Source organism: Gordonia aichiensis, from assembly GCF_039946255.1.
Lineage (GTDB): Bacteria > Actinomycetota > Actinomycetes > Mycobacteriales > Mycobacteriaceae > Gordonia > Gordonia aichiensis_A.
The window spans coordinates 1-16,194 of record NZ_JBCDWL010000022.1 but is presented as its reverse complement, the minus strand read 5'-3'; the positions used below and the strand labels follow the sequence as shown (position 1 = coordinate 16,194).

Below are 16,194 nucleotides of genomic sequence, written 5' to 3'. Positions count from 1 at the left end.
CGCGACACCGCACGGTGTCGCGGCTCGCGCCGTCGCAGGGGCTGGGCGAGAAACTTTAGTCACACAATTCACACGTGTCACAGCGTGGCGCCCACAAATCCATCCGCCTTCCGTGTACAAAACACGGGAGGCGCTCTGTGTTCAGCACACCGGGCGCGACTGGCACGGTCGGGGGACTTGTGGAGGAGCAGACAGTGAAGATCTGGACCAAGACGGCGGCAGCGCGTCGTGGCGCGGCCTGCCTCGCCGTGGCCGTGTCGCTGGTGGCGACCGGAGGCGCCCCCGCGCTGGCCGAACCGGCCCCCGCGCCCCCGAAGGAGGCGCCCGCCAAGCCCGCGCCCAAGCCGAAGGCCGACAAGCCGGCGCCGGCCAAGCCCGCCGACAACAAGCCCGCACCGCCCGCGGCCAAACCCGCGCCCCCGGCGACGGTCACCAAGACCTACTGGTACAGCGCCCGTCGAGTGGCACTGTGGGTCCACTCGCCGGCGATGAACACCGACATCCAGGTGCAACTCCTGCTGGCCCGCGACTGGTTCGCGAACCCGGCCGCCAAGTTCCCGCAGCTGACGATGCTCGACGGCCTGCGCGCCCAGGACGATCAGAGCGGCTGGATCCTGAACACCGACATCGAGCAGTTCTACCAGGACAAGAACGTCAACGTGGTGTTGCCGATCGGCGGCGAGTCGAGCTTCTACACGGACTGGAAGGAACCCGACCGCGGCAAGAACTACAAGTGGGAGACCTTCCTCATCCACGAGCTGCCGCCGATCCTGGAGAAGCACTGGCGCTCCACCGACGTGCGCGGCATCGAGGGGCTCTCGATGGGCGGTTCGGCGGCCATGATGCTCGCCGCGCGCAACCCCGGCTTCTACAAGTTCGCCGCGTCGTTCTCGGGCATCCTGCAGATGTCCTCGTACGGCATGCCCCAGGCCGTCCAGTTCGCCGTCCGTGACGGCGGCGGGTACGACTCGATGAAGATGTTCGGTCCGCCCACCGATCCGGCCTGGAAGGAGCACGATCCGTACGTGCTCGCCGAGAAGCTGCGCGGGACCAGCCTCTACGTGTCCTCCGGCAACGGCATCGTCGGTCCGCACGACAAGCCCTCGGACATCCCGCTGCTGGCCACCAACTACTCGGGTGTCGGACTGGAAGTCCTCTCCCGGGTGACCAGCCAGCAGTTCGCCGCCCGGCTCAACAAGCTGGGCATCCCCGGTCAGGCCGTCTACCGGCCCTCGGGCACGCACACCTGGCCGTACTGGCAGTTCGAGATGCAGCAGGCGTGGCCGCAGGCGGCCGGCGCGCTGGGGCTCGGCTCGGACAGGGTGGCCTGCGAGGTCGGCGACGCGTTCAAGAAGGCGCCGCAGATCAAGGACCTGGGCGGCTGCCTGACGCCGCAGTACCCGGTGCCGGGCGGGGTGGCGCAGGACTTCCGCAACGGTCGGATCTTCACCGGACCGAAGGGCCCGAAGGTGGTAGGCGGGGCGATCGGCGGGGCCTACGTCCCGGCGGCCGACCGGCTCGGTCTGCCCACCAGCGACGAGGAGACCGGCCGCGACGGGGTCAAGTTCAACACCTTCGAGCGGGGCAAGATCACCTGGACGCCGCAGGGCGGCGCGCGGGTCGAGTGATCCGCACGACAGCACCGGGTCGATCGTCGGGGCCCTGTCTGAGTTTCGTCTGAGGAAATGCCATGTCTTCGCAGGTAAACCCCTTTGCGGGTCCGGAGCGTGCCGCGCTCGCCGGTAGGCTGGGCGTCATGACTGTCAAGTACATTCGGGTCGCCGCCGCGGCGGGCGCGTTGGCCGTCGCGGTCGGGGTGTTGACCGCGTGCAACGATTCGTCGACCGCCAGCGCTCCGATCGGCACCGAGCCAGTCACCACCACCACCATGCCGGGCTCGGACACCAGCACGGCGTCGTCGTCCTCGTCGGCGTCGGCTTCGGCGGAGGCGTCCGCCGAAGCGGCGGCCGGTGCCTCCAAGGCCTCCGTCTCCCCGCCGGAGACGAAGCCGAATCCGTCGACCAAGGTGCCGCCCAACTTCCCGGACGGGGCTGCGCCGCCCAGCGGCGTCACGCTGTCCGACAAGGACAAGGCGTACCTCGCCGACCTGAAGCGGCAGAACGTCTCGTTCATGGGCGACGACGACAACAACGTCGCACTCACCATGGGGCACTACGTGTGCGACGCGAAGGCGCAGAAGGCCGACCCGATGCTGGTCAAGGCCTACGTGCGGGCGGCGATCGGACCGATGACGAAGACCGAGGCCGAGGCGACCACCAAGTCGGGCAAGGTCATCGCGGCGGCTGAAAAGAACCTGTGCTGAAGCGCCGTCGATGGGGACGGCTGCTGCTGATCGTGCTGGTCCTGGCGGTCATCGCGGCCATCCTGATCGGTTTCCTGGTGTACCAGTGGCTCAAGCCGCCACCGCCCCTTCCCGGACCCGGTCCGTCCTCGCCGACCACCTCGGCGCCGCCGGGACGCCCGCAGGCGCAGCCCGCGGACTGCCCCGACGTCCTCACCCTGGTCGTCCCGGGAACCTGGGAGTCGAAGGCCACGGACGACCCGTACCGGCCGAAGGCGAACCCGCAGTCGCTGATGCTGCGCATCTCGTCGCAGCTGCAGAACCGGTTCCCCGAGTCGCGCACCGAGGTGTACACCGTGCCGTACAAGGCGCAGTTCCGGAACCCGACGAATCTCGCCGACCGGCAGGCCGACTACAACGATTCGCGGGCGCAGGGCACCCGGCGCGCGACCGACAAGCTGGCGAAGACCTATGAGCACTGCCCGCTGACGCGGTACGTCCTGATGGGCTTCTCGCAGGGCGCGGTGATCGTCGGCGACCTGGCTGCGAACATCGCGGGCGACCGCGGGCCGATTCCGGCGGCCGATCAGGACCTGATCCTGGGCGTCGGACTCATCGCCGACGGGCGTCGCCAGCCCGGTGGGCAGCACGACGTGATGCCGAGCCCGCCCGGTGTGGGCGCCGAGATCGCTCTCGGCGGTTTCGGCTCGCTGGTTCCCGGCATCGCCATGTCGGGCCCGCGCACCGGCTTCGGCGACCTCGCCGACCGCGTCTACTCGATCTGTGCGCCGGGCGATCTGATCTGTGACTCGCCGACCGTCGTCGAACCGCTGAAGGCGATCGGACAGCTGGCGAACGCCGCGGGCAACCCGGTGCACGCCATGTACGCGACCACGCGCTACTGGAAGTCGCAGAACGGGAGGAGCGCCACGCAGTGGATGCTCGGATGGGCCACGCAGCTCATCAACGACGCGCCGCACCCCGCTCACCGGTGAGATGAGACGCGAAGCGGTGCGGTCGAGATCGACACCACAGGTTTTGCGCCGTATCGCCGCCGGTCAGCTTGGGTAACCTGTCGCCCTGCGATAGCCTTCTCGGGTTGGGGTCCGTGCGGCGGACCGCAGACCGACTAGGAGACGATCGTGACGACTGCCCTGGACTCGTCGGCGCCGGGCGCCGGCGGACTTCGGAAGTTCCGCTTCGGTGCGGGCGGCGAGGGCAACAAGGACGAGGGCGGCGCCCGCAAGTTCGTCAAGCTCGCCCAGACCGCCGAAGAGTACGGCTACGACACCTTCGCGATCCCGGACCACCTCGGCAATCAGGTGGGGCCGCTGGCGGCGCTCGGGGCGCTGTCGCAGGCGACGAGCACGATTCGATTGGCGACCTCGGTGCTGGCGAACGGCTTCCGCCACCCGGCGCTGCTGGCCAAAGAGGCGACCACCATCGACGTCCTGTCGAAGGGCCGCCTGGAGCTGGGCATCGGCTCGGGCTGGATGAAGGACGAGTTCGACAAGGCGGGCATCGAGTTCGGCACCCCGGGTGAGCGGATCCGCAAGCTCGACGAGGCGCTGACCATTCTCGACAAGCTGATGCGCGGCGAGACCGTCGACTTCGACGGCGAGTTCTACCAGATCAAGGGCCTCGAGGGATCGCCGAGGCCGCGGCAGGGGCCGCGTCCGCCGATCGCCGTGGGCGGCGGCGGACCGAAGATGCTGGCGCTGGCCGCCAAGCACGCCGACATCATCTCCGTCGCGACCGGCACCACCGTCGACGGTCGGCTCCGGCTGTCGGACATGACGATGGAGAAGACGATCGAGCGGGTCGACCGGATCCGGCAGGCGGCGGGTGAGCGCTTCGACCAGATCGAACTCAACTGGACCATCGCGACGATCGTCGTCACCGACGACCGTGTCGCGACCGCCGAGATGGCGCTCAAGGCGCTCGACAGCGGATACCCGCCCAACATCGCCCGCGATGTGGAACTGAGCGTCGACGACATTCTGGCCTCGCCGTACCTGGCGTTCGGCACCTTCGAGGAGATCGCCGAACAGATCCGCGAAGTCCGTCGTCAGACCACGATGAGCTACGTCGGAATCTTCCCGACACAGATGGATGCCTTCGCGCCTGTCATCCCGCTTCTGCGGGGAGAGTAAACTAACCGAGATTTTCGTACGTTTGGGGGGCGCGGCACCTGGTGCCGGGGGTGGACGGCGTACGGGTAAGCGACGCAAGACCGTGCAACACAGTGCGGATACAGGAGTTATTGGATGCTGAACACCGAATTCGAGCAGTTCCTCGACGAGACCGGCAACCTCCGTTTCCAGGAGGACCTGACGCTGGTCGACCACGTCGAGCAGAACGTGCGGGAACAGGCCGACACCCTGGCCTACCGGTTCCTCGACTTCAGCAGGGAGCGCGACGGCGAGCGCATCGACCTGACCTGGGCCCAGTTCGGCAAGCGACTGCGTGCCGTGGCGGCGCGCCTGCAGCAGGTCACCGAGCCCGGTGACCGGGTCGCGATCCTCGCGCCCCAGTCGCTGGAGTACGTCATCGGTTTCTTCGCCTCGCTGTACGCGGGCAACATCGCGGTGCCGCTGTTCAGCCCCGACGAGCCCGGTCACACCGACCGGCTGATCGCGGTCCTGGCCGACTGCCGGCCGTCGGCCATCCTGACCTCGACCAAGTCGGCCGAGGCCGTCCGCGACTTCTTCTCCGACCGTCCGGCCAAGGAGCGCCCGCGGGTGATCGCGGTGGACGCCGTGCCCGACTCGGTCGGCTCCAGCTGGACACCGCCCTCACCCGAGCACAACGGCCTGAAGTCGGTGGCGTACCTGCAGTACACCTCGGGTTCGACGCGAGTGCCCGCCGGCGTGGAGATCACGTACGAAGCCGTCGCCGCGAACTGCCTGCAGATCTACGACTGCATCGAGATCGACCGCAATGCGCGCGGCGTCACCTGGCTCCCGATGTTCCACGACATGGGCCTGCTGACGGTGATCCTGCCGGCGCTCGGCGGCCGCTACGTCACGATCATGAGTCCGGCCGCGTTCGTGCGTCGCCCGGGACGCTGGATCCGGGAACTGGCCGCCGACGACGATCGCGCCCCCACCTACGCGGCCGCACCCAACTTCGCCTACGAGCACGCCGCGCTGCGCGGACTGCCCGCCGAGGGCGAGAAGCTCGACCTGTCGAACGTGATCGGCCTGATCAACGGCTCCGAGCCGGTCACGGTCAGCTCGATGCGCAAGTTCAACGAGGCCTTCGCGCCGTACGGACTGTCGCCGAAGGCCATCAAGCCGTGCTACGGCATGGCCGAGGCCACCCTCTTCGTGTCGGCCACCCAGCGCGACAACGAGGCGCTGGTCACCTACGTCGACCGCGACAAGCTGAACGCCGGCGAGTTCTTCCCCGTCGAGGCCGACGCCGAGGGTTCGCTGGCGCAGGTCTCGTGCGGTCAGGTCGCGCTGAGCGAGTGGGCGGCGATCGTCGATCCGGAGACCGCCGAGGAGCTCCCGGACGGGCGCGTCGGCGAGATCTGGCTCAACGGCCTCAATATCGGCCAGGGCTACTGGAACAAGGACGAGGAGACCGTCGCGACGTTCCACAACACCATCGCCAAGCGACTGGAGTCCGGCAGCCACGCCGACGGTGCGCCCGAAGACCACCGCTGGATGCGGACCGGCGACTTCGGCGTCTGGCACAACGGTGAGCTGTACATCACCGGGCGGGTCAAGGACCTGGTGATCGTCGACGGCCGCAACCACTACCCGCAGGACCTCGAGTTCAGCGCACAGGAGGCCTCCTCGGCCCTGCGCCCGGGATTCGTCGCCGCCTTCGCGGTGCCCGCGAACCAGTTGCCGCGCGAGGTCTTCACCGCGGGGCACAGCGGCCTGGCCTACGACGCCGACGACGCCTCCGAGCAGCTGGTGATCGTCGCCGAGCGCGGGACCGGGCGCAAGTCCGATCCGCAGGAGGTCGCCGACACCGTGCGCGCGGCGGTGGCCGGCCGCCACGGTGTGATGGTGCGAGACCTGCTCCTGGTGCCCGCGGGGTCGATTCCCCGCACCTCCAGCGGCAAGATCGCCCGCCGCGCCACCAAGGCGGCGTACATCGACGGCACCCTCCGCGGGGGATACCAGCAGACGGCGTTCCCGGACGCCGACGCCTGAGACCGCGACGGGCCCGGCATGTCACGAGGTGATGTGCCGGGCCCGTTTGCTGGGGCCAGAGAGTGGACCACGGTCCGGCCCGTTCCCGCAAGGGTATTCGGGACACACCTGTATAACGATTAACGCGATCGGTAGGCTGGGCAGCGATGTCTGAAACTGAGAACACTGTGTCGAACGGTGAAACCGTCGGCGATCTGACCGTGGACGACCTGCGAGATTGGCTCCGAAACTGGGTTTCGAAGGCCACCGGGGTGCCCGCCGACCAGATCTCCGACGACCGACCCATGGAGGAGTTCGGGCTCTCGTCCCGCGACGCCGTGGCCCTGGCCGCCGACGTCGAGGACTTCAGCGGCGTGATCCTCACGGCCACCGCCGCGTACAACCATCCGACGATCGCCTCGCTCGCCAAGCGCATCATCGAGGGCGACCCCGACGAGGGGCTCGACACCGACACCGACCGGTTCTGGGAGCGGGAGCGGTCGTCCGACGACGACATCGCGATCGTCGGCCTGGCGACTCGGTTCCCGAAGGCCGGGCACACGCCCGAGTCGACGTGGGAGGCGCTGATCGACGGCGTCGACGGCATCACCGATCTGCCCGCCGACCGGTGGCGCGAGTTCCGGGCCGACCCGCGGCTCGCCGCGGCCATCGAGAACGGCAACGTCCACGGCGGCTACCTCGACGACGTCGAGGGCTTCGACGCCGACTTCTTCCAGATGAGCCCGCGCGAGGTCGAGAACGTCGACCCGCAGCAGCGACTGGCGCTGGAGCTGACCTGGGAGGCGCTCGAGCACGCACACATCCCGCCGAGCGATCTGCGCGGCGGACAGGTGGGCGTGTTCATGGGCACCTCCACGAATGACTACCAGTTGCTTGCGACACTCGGCTTGGGCGAGGGCGCCTCGGAGACCGCCGCCTACGCCCTGACCGGCACGGCGACCTCCATCATCGCCAACCGCGTCTCGTACTTCTTCGACTTCCACGGACCGTCGCTGGCCATCGACACGGCGTGCTCGTCGTCGCTGGTCGCCGTCCACGAGGGTGTGCGCAGCCTGCGCAACGGGGACTCCGACGTCGTCATCGCCGGCGGCGTCAACATGATCATCACGCCCGCCGCGACGCTCGGCTTCGACCAGATCGGCGCGCAGGCGGCGGACGGCCGGATCAAGGCCTTCTCCTCCGACGCCAACGGCATGATCCGTGCTGAGGGCGGCGGCGTCTTCGTGCTCAAGCGGATGGCCGATGCGCGCCGCGACGGTGACACCGTGCTCGCCGTGGTCGCGGGCAGCGCCGTCAACTCCGACGGCCGCTCCAACGGCATCTTCGCGCCCAACCCGGAGGCTCAGGTCCAGGTGCTGCGGGCGGCGTACGCCGATGCCGCGATCGATCCGCGGACCGTCGACTACGTCGAGGCGCACGGCACCGGCACCGTTCTCGGCGATCCGATCGAAGCCGATGCGCTCGGCCGCGTGGTCGGTCGCGGACGCACCCCCGACGCCCCCATGCTGCTCGGCTCGGCCAAGACCAACTTCGGTCACATGGAGTCGGCGGCCGGCGCGGGCGCGCTCGCCAAGGTGGTGCTGTCGTTGCAGAACGATCGCCTGCCCGCCTCGCTCAACTATGTCGGACCCAACCCGTACATTCAGTTCGAGGCCACCAACCTGCGGGTCATCACCGAACCGACCGAATGGCCGCGGTACTCCGGTCACGCGATCACCGGTGTGTCCGGCTTCGGGTTCGGCGGCACCAACGCGCACATCGTGCTGCGCGAGGTCCTGCCGTCCGACTACGACGCCGCCGAAACGGCGCCGGTCGCCGCGGCTCCGGCGACACCCGCGGTCGACGACTTCTACGACGAGGACGAGGACTTCCTCACCGAGGCCGAACGAGCCGTGCTCGCCGCCGAGGCGAAGGCGGCCCCGGCCGTCGAAGCCGCTGCCGAAGCCGACCCGACCGAGGGCTTCGCGCCGGCCGCCGTGCCGGGTGCGGTGGTGCCCCTGGCCATCACCGGATTCCTGGCGTCCCGGCGCCGCAAGGCCGCCGCCGATCTGCTCGAATGGCTCGAATCCGAAGAGGGACAGCGGACGCCGCTGGTCGAGATCGGTCGGGCGCTGGCCCACCGCAACCACGGTCGCACCCGCTCGGTCGTCATGGCCCGGAGCATGGAGGACGCCGTCAAGGGCGTGCGCGCCGTCGCCGAAGGCAAGTCGCTGCCCTTCGTCTACACGTGCGACTCGCCCGACGCCGCGTCGGCCGTGTGGCTGCTGTCGGGCTTCGGCTCGCAGCACCGCAAGATGGCCAAGCAGCTGTACACCGAGAACCCGGTGTTCGCGAAGTACGCCGACCGGGTCGACGAGTACATCCAGCGCGAGCTCGGCTACTCGATGGTCGAGATCTTCCTCGACGATTCGAAGACCTACGAGATCGAGACCGCCCAGATCGGCATCTACACGATCCAGGTGGCCTTGGCCGACACCCTCGTTCACTACGGCGCCGAGCCCGGCGTGCTGGTGCCGCACTCGATGGGTGAGGCGTCGGCGGCCTACATCAGCGGGGGACTGTCGCTGGCCGACGCCACGCGGGTCATCTGCCAGCGTTCGCGTCTGATGGGCGAGGGCGAGTCCATGTTGACCGGCGACGACGTCCGTTACATGGCGCTGGTGGAGTACAGCGCCGAAGACATCCACGACGTCCTCGCCGACTTCCCCGACCTGGAGATCTGCGTCTACGCCGCACCGACGCACACGGTGATCGGCGGTCCCGTCGACCAGGTCGACGCGATCGTCTCCCGAGCCGAGGCCGAGGGCAAGCTGGGACGCAGGCTGCAGACCAAGGGCGCCAGCCACACCTCCCAGATGGACCCGCTGCTCGGCGAACTGTCGTACGAGATCACCGGCATCGAGCCGCAGCGACTGAAGTACGGCGTGTACAGCTCGGTCGACCGGGAGACCTTCTACCGACCCGGCACCCCCGACGTCTTCACCATCGACTACTACCTCAAGGGCCTTCGCCACAGCGTGTGGTTCGCTCAGGCGATCGCCAAGTCGGTCGAGGCCGGTCACCGGACCTTCATCGAGCTCGCGCCGAACCCGGCGGTGCTGATCTCGGTCGCGGCGACGACCTTCGGCGCCGGCGTGCACGACGCCGAGCTGATCGAGACCCTCCGCCGCAAGGAGGACGAGAGCTACGGCCTGGTCAATGCGCTGATGAAGCTGTACGTGCACGGGCACCCGGTGAACGTCGCGGCGCTCTTCGGCACCGGCCCCGACCAGCGGTTCGCCAACATCCCGCGCACCCGTTTCGAGCGCAAGCCGTACTGGATCGACGCCGTCGTCGCCGGCGGGTCCGGTGCGGGCACCGTCCCCGGCGCCCACGTCGGGCTGCCCGACGGCAGGCACGCCTGGGAGGTGAACGTCGCCGCCGTCACCGAGCCGCGGGAGCTGGTCCTGGCCGCGGCCAAGCAGGTCCTCGGCGCCGACGCCGCCGTCGCCGCGGTGGAGCAGACGGCCGCCTTCCCGACGTCGGGAACGGTGACCACCACACTGACCCGCCATCCCGGCGGCGCTGCGATCACCGTGCACGCCGACGCGACCGGGGGCTTCGCCCTGCTCTATCAGGCCGCCGTCACCGGCGCGGCGGTCGCGCCGTCGGCCGTCGCCGCGCCGAGCACGCCGGCCGAGGCGGCCAAGGCCTCCGGCTTCGTCGACGAGAAGATGGTGGTCGAAGACGAGATCGTCGACGACCTCGGCAGCAAGTGGAGCGCGTCCTCCGGCGAGGCCGTCGGCGACCGCCTGGCGGTGATCGTCGGCGAGTCGATGGGCTACGACCCCGAGGACCTCCCGCGCGAGATCCCGCTGATCGAACTTGGCCTGGACTCGCTCATGGCCGTCCGCATCAAGAACCGCGTGGAGTACGAGTTCGACATCCCGCAGTTGCAGTTGCAGGCGATGCGGCAGGCCAACCTGGCCGACGTGGAGAAGTTCGTCGACTTCGCGGTCACCCATCGCGATCAGCTCGAGACGCTGAACGCGCAGGCCGCCGACGGCGGCGAGCTCGACACCGCCGCGCTCAACGCCTACATCGACGAGCAGCTGGCGAAGGACGCCGAGTCCCTGGCCGTCGAATCCGCCGCCCAGGCAGACGCCGCCTCTCGGACTGAGGTGGCTGCCAACCAGGCTGACGCGACCGTCAACCCGGCTGACCAGGCCGCCAACCCGGCCGACGCGGCGGCTAACCCGGCCGACGCGACCGCCAACCCGGCTGATCAGGCCGCCAACCCCGCTGACGCGACCGCCAACCCGGCTGACCAGGCCGCCAACCCCGCTGACCAGGCCGCCAACCCGGCTGACCAGGCCGCCAACCCCGCTGATGCGACCGCTAACCAGGCTGATCGAGTAAGCGAGGGAGCGGAGCGACCGAGCGCATCGAGATCCCCCCAGCCGCCGGCCGCCCCCGCACCCACCATCACCGACCAGGCCTCCGTCGCCGAAGCCGCGGGCACCGACGTCCCGCCGCGCGATGCCGCCGAGCGTCTCACCTACGGCGTGTACGCGGTGGTGACCGGGAAGTCGGCGGGCGGCGTCTTCAACAAGCTGCCGGTCCTCGACGAGGACACGGCCGAGAAGCTGACCGAGCGGCTGAACGAGCGCACCGGCGGCGACATCGACATGGAGGACGTCCTCGATTCGGAGACGATCGAGGAACTGTCGAACTACGTCCGCCAGCACATGGAGGCCTCGGCCGACATCGACGGCTTCCTGCGATTCCTGCAGGTGCCGAAGGGCACCGACGGCAAGCCGCAGCACACCTTCGACACCACCGCGGGCGACCCTGTGCCGATGCTGGTGTTCCACCCGGCGGGCGGCAACACCTCGGCGTACGAGGCGCTGCTCAAGCGACTGCCCGACGATCAGCCGGTGATCGGCTTCGACCGCGTCGAAGGCACCATCGAGGAGCGGGTCCGCGCCTACCTGCCGCGACTGCGCGAAGTGCAGCCGCACGGGCCGTACGTGCTGGTGGGCTGGTCGCTCGGCGGTGCGCTCGCCTACGGCGCGGCGCAGGTGCTGCGCGAGGAGGGCGAGGAGATCGCCTTCGTCGGCCTCATCGACGTCGTCCGACCCACCGAGGACGTGCCGGACACGCCGGAGAACAAGCGGGCCCGGCTGGAGCGGTGGAAGGCGTTCGCGATCAAGACCTACGGTCTGGACGAGGACGTGCCGATCCCGATGGACCGCCTGGTCGCGGCCGACGACAACGAGCAGTTCGCGATCATCACCGAGATGATGTCGATGTCGGGCACCAAGATCCCCGGCGGCATCATCGAGCATCAGCGGACCTCGTTCCTGGACAACCGGGCGCTCACCGAGATCAACCCGACACGCTACGAGGGCAAGGTGATCCTCTACCGCGCCGACAAGATGCACGACGGTGCGATCGAACTCGAGCCGCAGTGGGCGCACATCGACCCCGACGGCCGATGGGGCGAGGTGGTCGATGACCTGGAGATCATCCACATCGGCGGCGACCACCTGGCCATCGTCGACGAGCCGTACGTCGCGAAGGTCGGGGCCGACCTGACGCGTCGGATGGCCGACATCAGAACCGATAAGTGACGGAAAGGCTGCACTGGAGTGACTGACACGACTGCCGCCAAGCTCGCCGACCTGCGCGAGAAGCTCGAACTGGCGAAGGAGCCGGGTGGCGAGAACGCGATCGCCAAGCGGGCCAAGAAGGGCATTCTCTCGCCGCGGGCGCGGCTGGAGCTGCTGTTCGACCCGGGGACCTTCGTCGAGGTCGGCGCCTTGGCGCGCATGCCCGGAGCCGGGCACACCGGCTACGGCGACGGCGTCGTCACCGGTCACGGACTGGTGCACGGGCGCCCGGTGGCCGCGTTCAGCCACGACCAGACGGTCATGGGCGGCACCGTCGGCGAGATGTTCGGTCGCAAGGTGTCGGCGCTGATGGAGTGGGCGGGCAAGCTCGGCTGCCCGATGGTCGGCATCAACGACTCGGCCGGCGCCCGCATCCAGGACGCGGTCACCTCCCTGGCCTGGTACGCCGAGATGGGGCGTCGCAACGACCTGCTGTCGGGACTGTCGCCGCAGGTGTCGGTGATCCTCGGCAAGTGCGCCGGCGGCGCCGTCTACACCCCGGCCAACACCGACATCCTGGTGGCGGTCGAGGACAAGAGCTACATGTTCGTCACCGGCCCGGACGTCATCAAGCAGACCACCGGCGAGGAGATCACCGCCGAAGAGCTCGGCAGCGCGCACAATCAGGCGCGGTGGGGCAACATCCACCACGTCGCCCCCGACGAGGCCGCGGCCTTCGAGTGGGTGCGCGAGTATCTGCAGTACATGCCGTCGAGCACGCACGAGCTGCCGCCGATCGTCAATCCGGGTCTGGAGCCGGAGATCACCGAGTCGGATCTGAGCCTGAACACCTTCATGCCGGACAACGACAACGCCGGCTACGACATGCGCGACATCATCATCCGCCTGTTCGACGACGGTGCCTTCCACGAGGTCGGCGAACTGTTCGCGCCCAACATCCTGACCGGTTTCGCGCGGGTGGACGGCCGCAGCGTCGGCGTCGTCGCCAATCAGCCGAGCGTGATGGCCGGAACCATCGATACCGATTCGGCGGAGAAGGCCACCCGCTTCGTCCGGATCTGCAACGCCTACAACATCCCGCTGGTCTTCCTCGTCGACACGCCCGGCATCCTGCCGGGGCTGGCCGAGGAGCAGAAGGGCACCATCCGGCGGTCGGGCAAGTTCCTGTTCGCGTACGTCGAGGCCGACGTGCCCAAGGTCACGGTCGTGCTGCGCAAGGCTTACGGCGGCGCGTACGCGGTCATGGGTTCCAAGCAGTTGGGTGCCGACATCAACTTCGCGTGGCCGACCGCCAAGATCGCGGTGATGGGCGCGGAGTCGGCGGCTGCGATCCTGACCCGCAGGCAGACCGAGGGACTCTCGGCCAACGACGCGGACAAGGTGCGCCAGGACTTCATCTCCTTCTACAACGCGATGATGGCGACGCCGTACCTGGCCGCGGAGAAGGGGTACGTCGACGCGGTCATCGAGCCGTCGCAGACCCGCCTGCAGCTGCGAAAGGCACTCGCGCAGCTGCGCGACAAGCAGGTGCTGCGCAACCCGCGTAAGCATTACCTGATGCCGATCTAGGCTCTCGCAAACCGATATCGCACCCCTTCCGTTTTGCGCACCCGGTCGCGACCGAGTGCGCAAAACGAAAGGGGTGCGATATCGCTGTCTCGGGGTCAGCCGCCCCAGACGGAGCGGGCGCCGCTGTCGCCGACCAGGACCACCATGACGATCGAGGCGATGGCTGCGACCACCGTCAACGCGCGTGCCGCGACGTCGATCCGGGCGATCACCGCATCCGACAGCGGGAGACGACCGGTGACCGCGGGCAGTTGCAGGAGATAGAGCAGCGCCAGCAGGCCGAACAGCGGTCCGACGGCCAGGATCAGCTGGTCGCCGAGCTGGGCGTGCCGGGTCAGATCCGGAGTCGGTGGCTGCGACTTCTCGAGCGACTCGCCTGCCGAGGTGGTGATCGGGACCGCGATCAGGGTGAGGAGACCGAGGACGGCGGGGAAGGCGTTCAACGCGGTACGCGCCCGCGGCCAGAGCGCGATCACGATCGCGACGACGGCCGTCACCGGGACCGCGACGACGACCAGGTGCACGAGAAGCGGGTGCGCGGGCAGCCCGTTGATGGTGTTCATAAGCGCCGAGATTACGGGTGACGCGGCTGCCGGGCACCATGACTTAAGCCGATTCCAAGGAACTCCCGAAACTCGCCCGCGTCCGCTGTGTCCTGCTTCGGGAAGGTTGCGCTGGCCTTCGTCAGGGTCGCCAATCCTCGCTTGCCGAGGTCTCGACCTGCAGTGATGATAGAACTATGACGACTGACAGCGCGCCGGCGCCGGACAGCCAGCACCCAGACGAACCCCACGCGAGCGGGCTCACCGGACGCCTCAACTGGCTTCGGGCCGGTGTCCTCGGCGCCAACGACGGGATCGTCTCGACGGCGGGCATCGTCGTCGGTGTGGCCGCCGCGACCGTCGACCGCGGACCGATCTTCACCGCGGGCATCGCGGGCCTTGCTGCGGGCGCGGTGTCGATGGCGCTCGGGGAGTACGTGTCGGTCAGCACCCAGCGCGACACCGAGGCCGCGCTGCTCGCCCGCGAGAAGTGGGAGCTGGCGAATCAGCCCGACGACGAGCTGGCCGAGTTGGCGGGGATCTACGAGGCCAAGGGCATGTCGCCGCAGACCGCCGAGCGCGCCGCGCAGGAGATGACCGAGCGAGACGCCTTCGCGGCGCACGCCGAGGCCGAGCTCGGCATCGACCCGGACGATCTGAGCAGTCCGTGGCAGGCCGCGTTCTCGTCGGCCGTCGCCTTCACCGCGGGCGCCATCCTGCCGCTGCTGGCCATCCTGCTGCCGCCGCCGGATCTGCGGATCCCGGTCGCCGTGGTCGCCGTTCTGGTGGCGCTCGCCCTGACCGGTTGGCTCGGCGCCTACCTGGGCAAGTCGTCGCCCTGGCGGCCGACCGTTCGGATGGTGATCGGCGGCGGCATCGCGATGGCGGTGACGTACGGCATCGGCACCCTCGTCGGTACCGCCGTGGGGTGACCGGCGCGGGCTGATCGACGCCCGCTGATCGACGGTGGGTTGATCGGCGCGAAGGCCTGTCGGTGGGCGACAATGGGACGGCTCATCGTCGTCTCCGAAAGGTCACCGAATGTACTTCATCGTCGTCAAGTTCCAGGTCGAGCCCGCCAGCGCCGAGCAGTTCCCGGAGGTCGTCGCCGAGTTCACCGCGGCCACCCGGGCCGAGGAGGGGAACCTGTGGTTCGACTGGTCGCGCAGCGTCGACGACCCCAATGAGTACGTGCTCGTCGAGGCGTTCACCGATGAGGGCGCCGGCCCGCACGTCTCGAGCGAGCACTTCGCCAAGGGCCTGGCAGCAATGCGTCCCCATTTGACGGCCACGCCCAAGATCATCTCGCGCCAGGTCGACGGCGACGCCTGGGACGCGATGGGCGAACTGCAGATCGACTGAGACGCCCGGGGTCTCGATAGGTCCTCGGCTAGCGCCTCGGTCTACTCGACCAGCCTATGGGCCCGGCTGGCGCCTCGGTCTACTCGACCAGCCTGTGGGCCCGGCTGGCGCCTCGGCCTACTCGACCAGCCTGTGGGGGCTGCTCTGCAGGGTGGTCGAGTAGCGGCCGGAGCGAAGCGGAGGGTGCGTATCGAGGCCTTGTGCGGGGGTCTCGATACGTCCTCGGCTAGCTGTACTTCCCCGATACGTTGTGAACGCGGGTTGACGGGGTGAGGCCGTCGAGCGCGGTATGGGGTCGGTGATGATTGTAGTGGTGTAGCCAGGTTTGGTAGGCCTGTTCCCTCTCGTGTTCGCTGACGTAGGGCCGGGCGTAGGCCCATTCCTCGGCGAGTGTCCTGTTGAAGCGCTCGACTTTGCCGTTGGTCTGGGGCCGATACGGTTTAGTGCGGCGGTGTTTGATGTTCGGGCCGAGTGCTTCGGCGAAGACCTTCGACCGGTAGCACGATCCGTTGTCGGTCATCACCGCGGTCACGGTGACGCCCTTGCTGGCGAAGAACGCGTTGGCCCGGATCCAGAAGGCGGCCGCGGTCTCCTTCCTCTCGTCGTCGAGGATCTCCGAGTACGCGACTCGGGAGTGG

General features: G+C 68.9%; 11 protein-coding genes. 9 read left to right on the top strand and 2 right to left on the bottom strand.

Annotation, left to right across the window (positions count from 1 at the left end):
• Window positions 1-194 precede the first annotated feature (194 nt).
• The 7 genes from AAFO60_RS18685 to AAFO60_RS18655 all read left to right on the top strand — a co-directional run bounded on the left by AAFO60_RS18685 (window position 195) and on the right by AAFO60_RS18655 (window position 13,652).
• Complete coding sequence (locus AAFO60_RS18685; RefSeq protein ID WP_347957747.1) at window positions 195-1,628, top strand: alpha/beta hydrolase-fold protein; 1,434 nt, start codon at window positions 195-197, stop codon at window positions 1,626-1,628.
• A 128-nt stretch (window positions 1,629-1,756) separates the two neighbouring features.
• Window positions 1,757-2,323: a DUF732 domain-containing protein gene (locus AAFO60_RS18680; protein WP_347957746.1), complete on the top strand. Its 567-nt coding sequence runs from the start codon at window positions 1,757-1,759 to the stop codon at window positions 2,321-2,323.
• Entirely contained in the window at window positions 2,317-3,297 is a 981-nt protein-coding gene (locus AAFO60_RS18675) for a cutinase family protein (protein WP_347957745.1), read from the top strand. Before AAFO60_RS18680 ends, AAFO60_RS18675 begins: the two co-directional genes overlap by 7 nt.
• Before the next feature lie 147 nt (window positions 3,298-3,444).
• Window positions 3,445-4,455, top strand: coding sequence for an LLM class F420-dependent oxidoreductase (locus tag AAFO60_RS18670; protein ID WP_347957744.1), 1,011 nt, complete (start codon window positions 3,445-3,447; stop codon window positions 4,453-4,455).
• Between the two features lie 114 nt (window positions 4,456-4,569).
• The gene (gene fadD32 / locus AAFO60_RS18665; RefSeq protein ID WP_347957743.1) at window positions 4,570-6,471 is read left to right on the top strand and encodes a long-chain-fatty-acid--AMP ligase FadD32; all 1,902 of its coding nucleotides are present in this window, start codon (window positions 4,570-4,572) and stop codon (window positions 6,469-6,471) included.
• Between the two features lie 146 nt (window positions 6,472-6,617).
• Complete coding sequence (pks13, locus tag AAFO60_RS18660; protein ID WP_347957742.1) at window positions 6,618-12,083, top strand: polyketide synthase Pks13; 5,466 nt, start codon at window positions 6,618-6,620, stop codon at window positions 12,081-12,083.
• A gap of 18 nt (window positions 12,084-12,101) precedes the next feature.
• Window positions 12,102-13,652, top strand: a complete 1,551-nt coding sequence (locus tag AAFO60_RS18655; protein WP_347957741.1) for an acyl-CoA carboxylase subunit beta — start codon at window positions 12,102-12,104, stop codon at window positions 13,650-13,652.
• Between the two features lie 95 nt (window positions 13,653-13,747).
• On the opposite strand, the gene AAFO60_RS18650 is transcribed toward AAFO60_RS18655, so the two are convergent.
• Entirely contained in the window at window positions 13,748-14,215 is a 468-nt protein-coding gene (locus AAFO60_RS18650; RefSeq protein ID WP_347957740.1) for a DUF2231 domain-containing protein, read from the bottom strand.
• Between the two features lie 176 nt (window positions 14,216-14,391).
• Between AAFO60_RS18650 and AAFO60_RS18645 the strand changes: the two genes are divergently transcribed.
• Window positions 14,392-15,126 carry a VIT1/CCC1 transporter family protein gene (locus AAFO60_RS18645; RefSeq protein WP_347957739.1) on the top strand — a complete coding sequence of 245 codons (735 nt, stop codon included), beginning with the start codon at window positions 14,392-14,394 and terminating at the stop codon, window positions 15,124-15,126.
• A gap of 109 nt (window positions 15,127-15,235) precedes the next feature.
• On the top strand, window positions 15,236-15,556 hold the full coding sequence (locus AAFO60_RS18640; protein WP_347957738.1) for a putative quinol monooxygenase: 321 nt from the start codon (window positions 15,236-15,238) through the stop codon (window positions 15,554-15,556).
• A gap of 226 nt (window positions 15,557-15,782) precedes the next feature.
• Here the strand turns inward: AAFO60_RS18640 and AAFO60_RS18635 are convergent.
• A partial coding sequence (locus AAFO60_RS18635; protein ID WP_347957737.1) for an integrase core domain-containing protein occupies window positions 15,783-16,194 on the bottom strand: 412 nt, incomplete at its 5' end.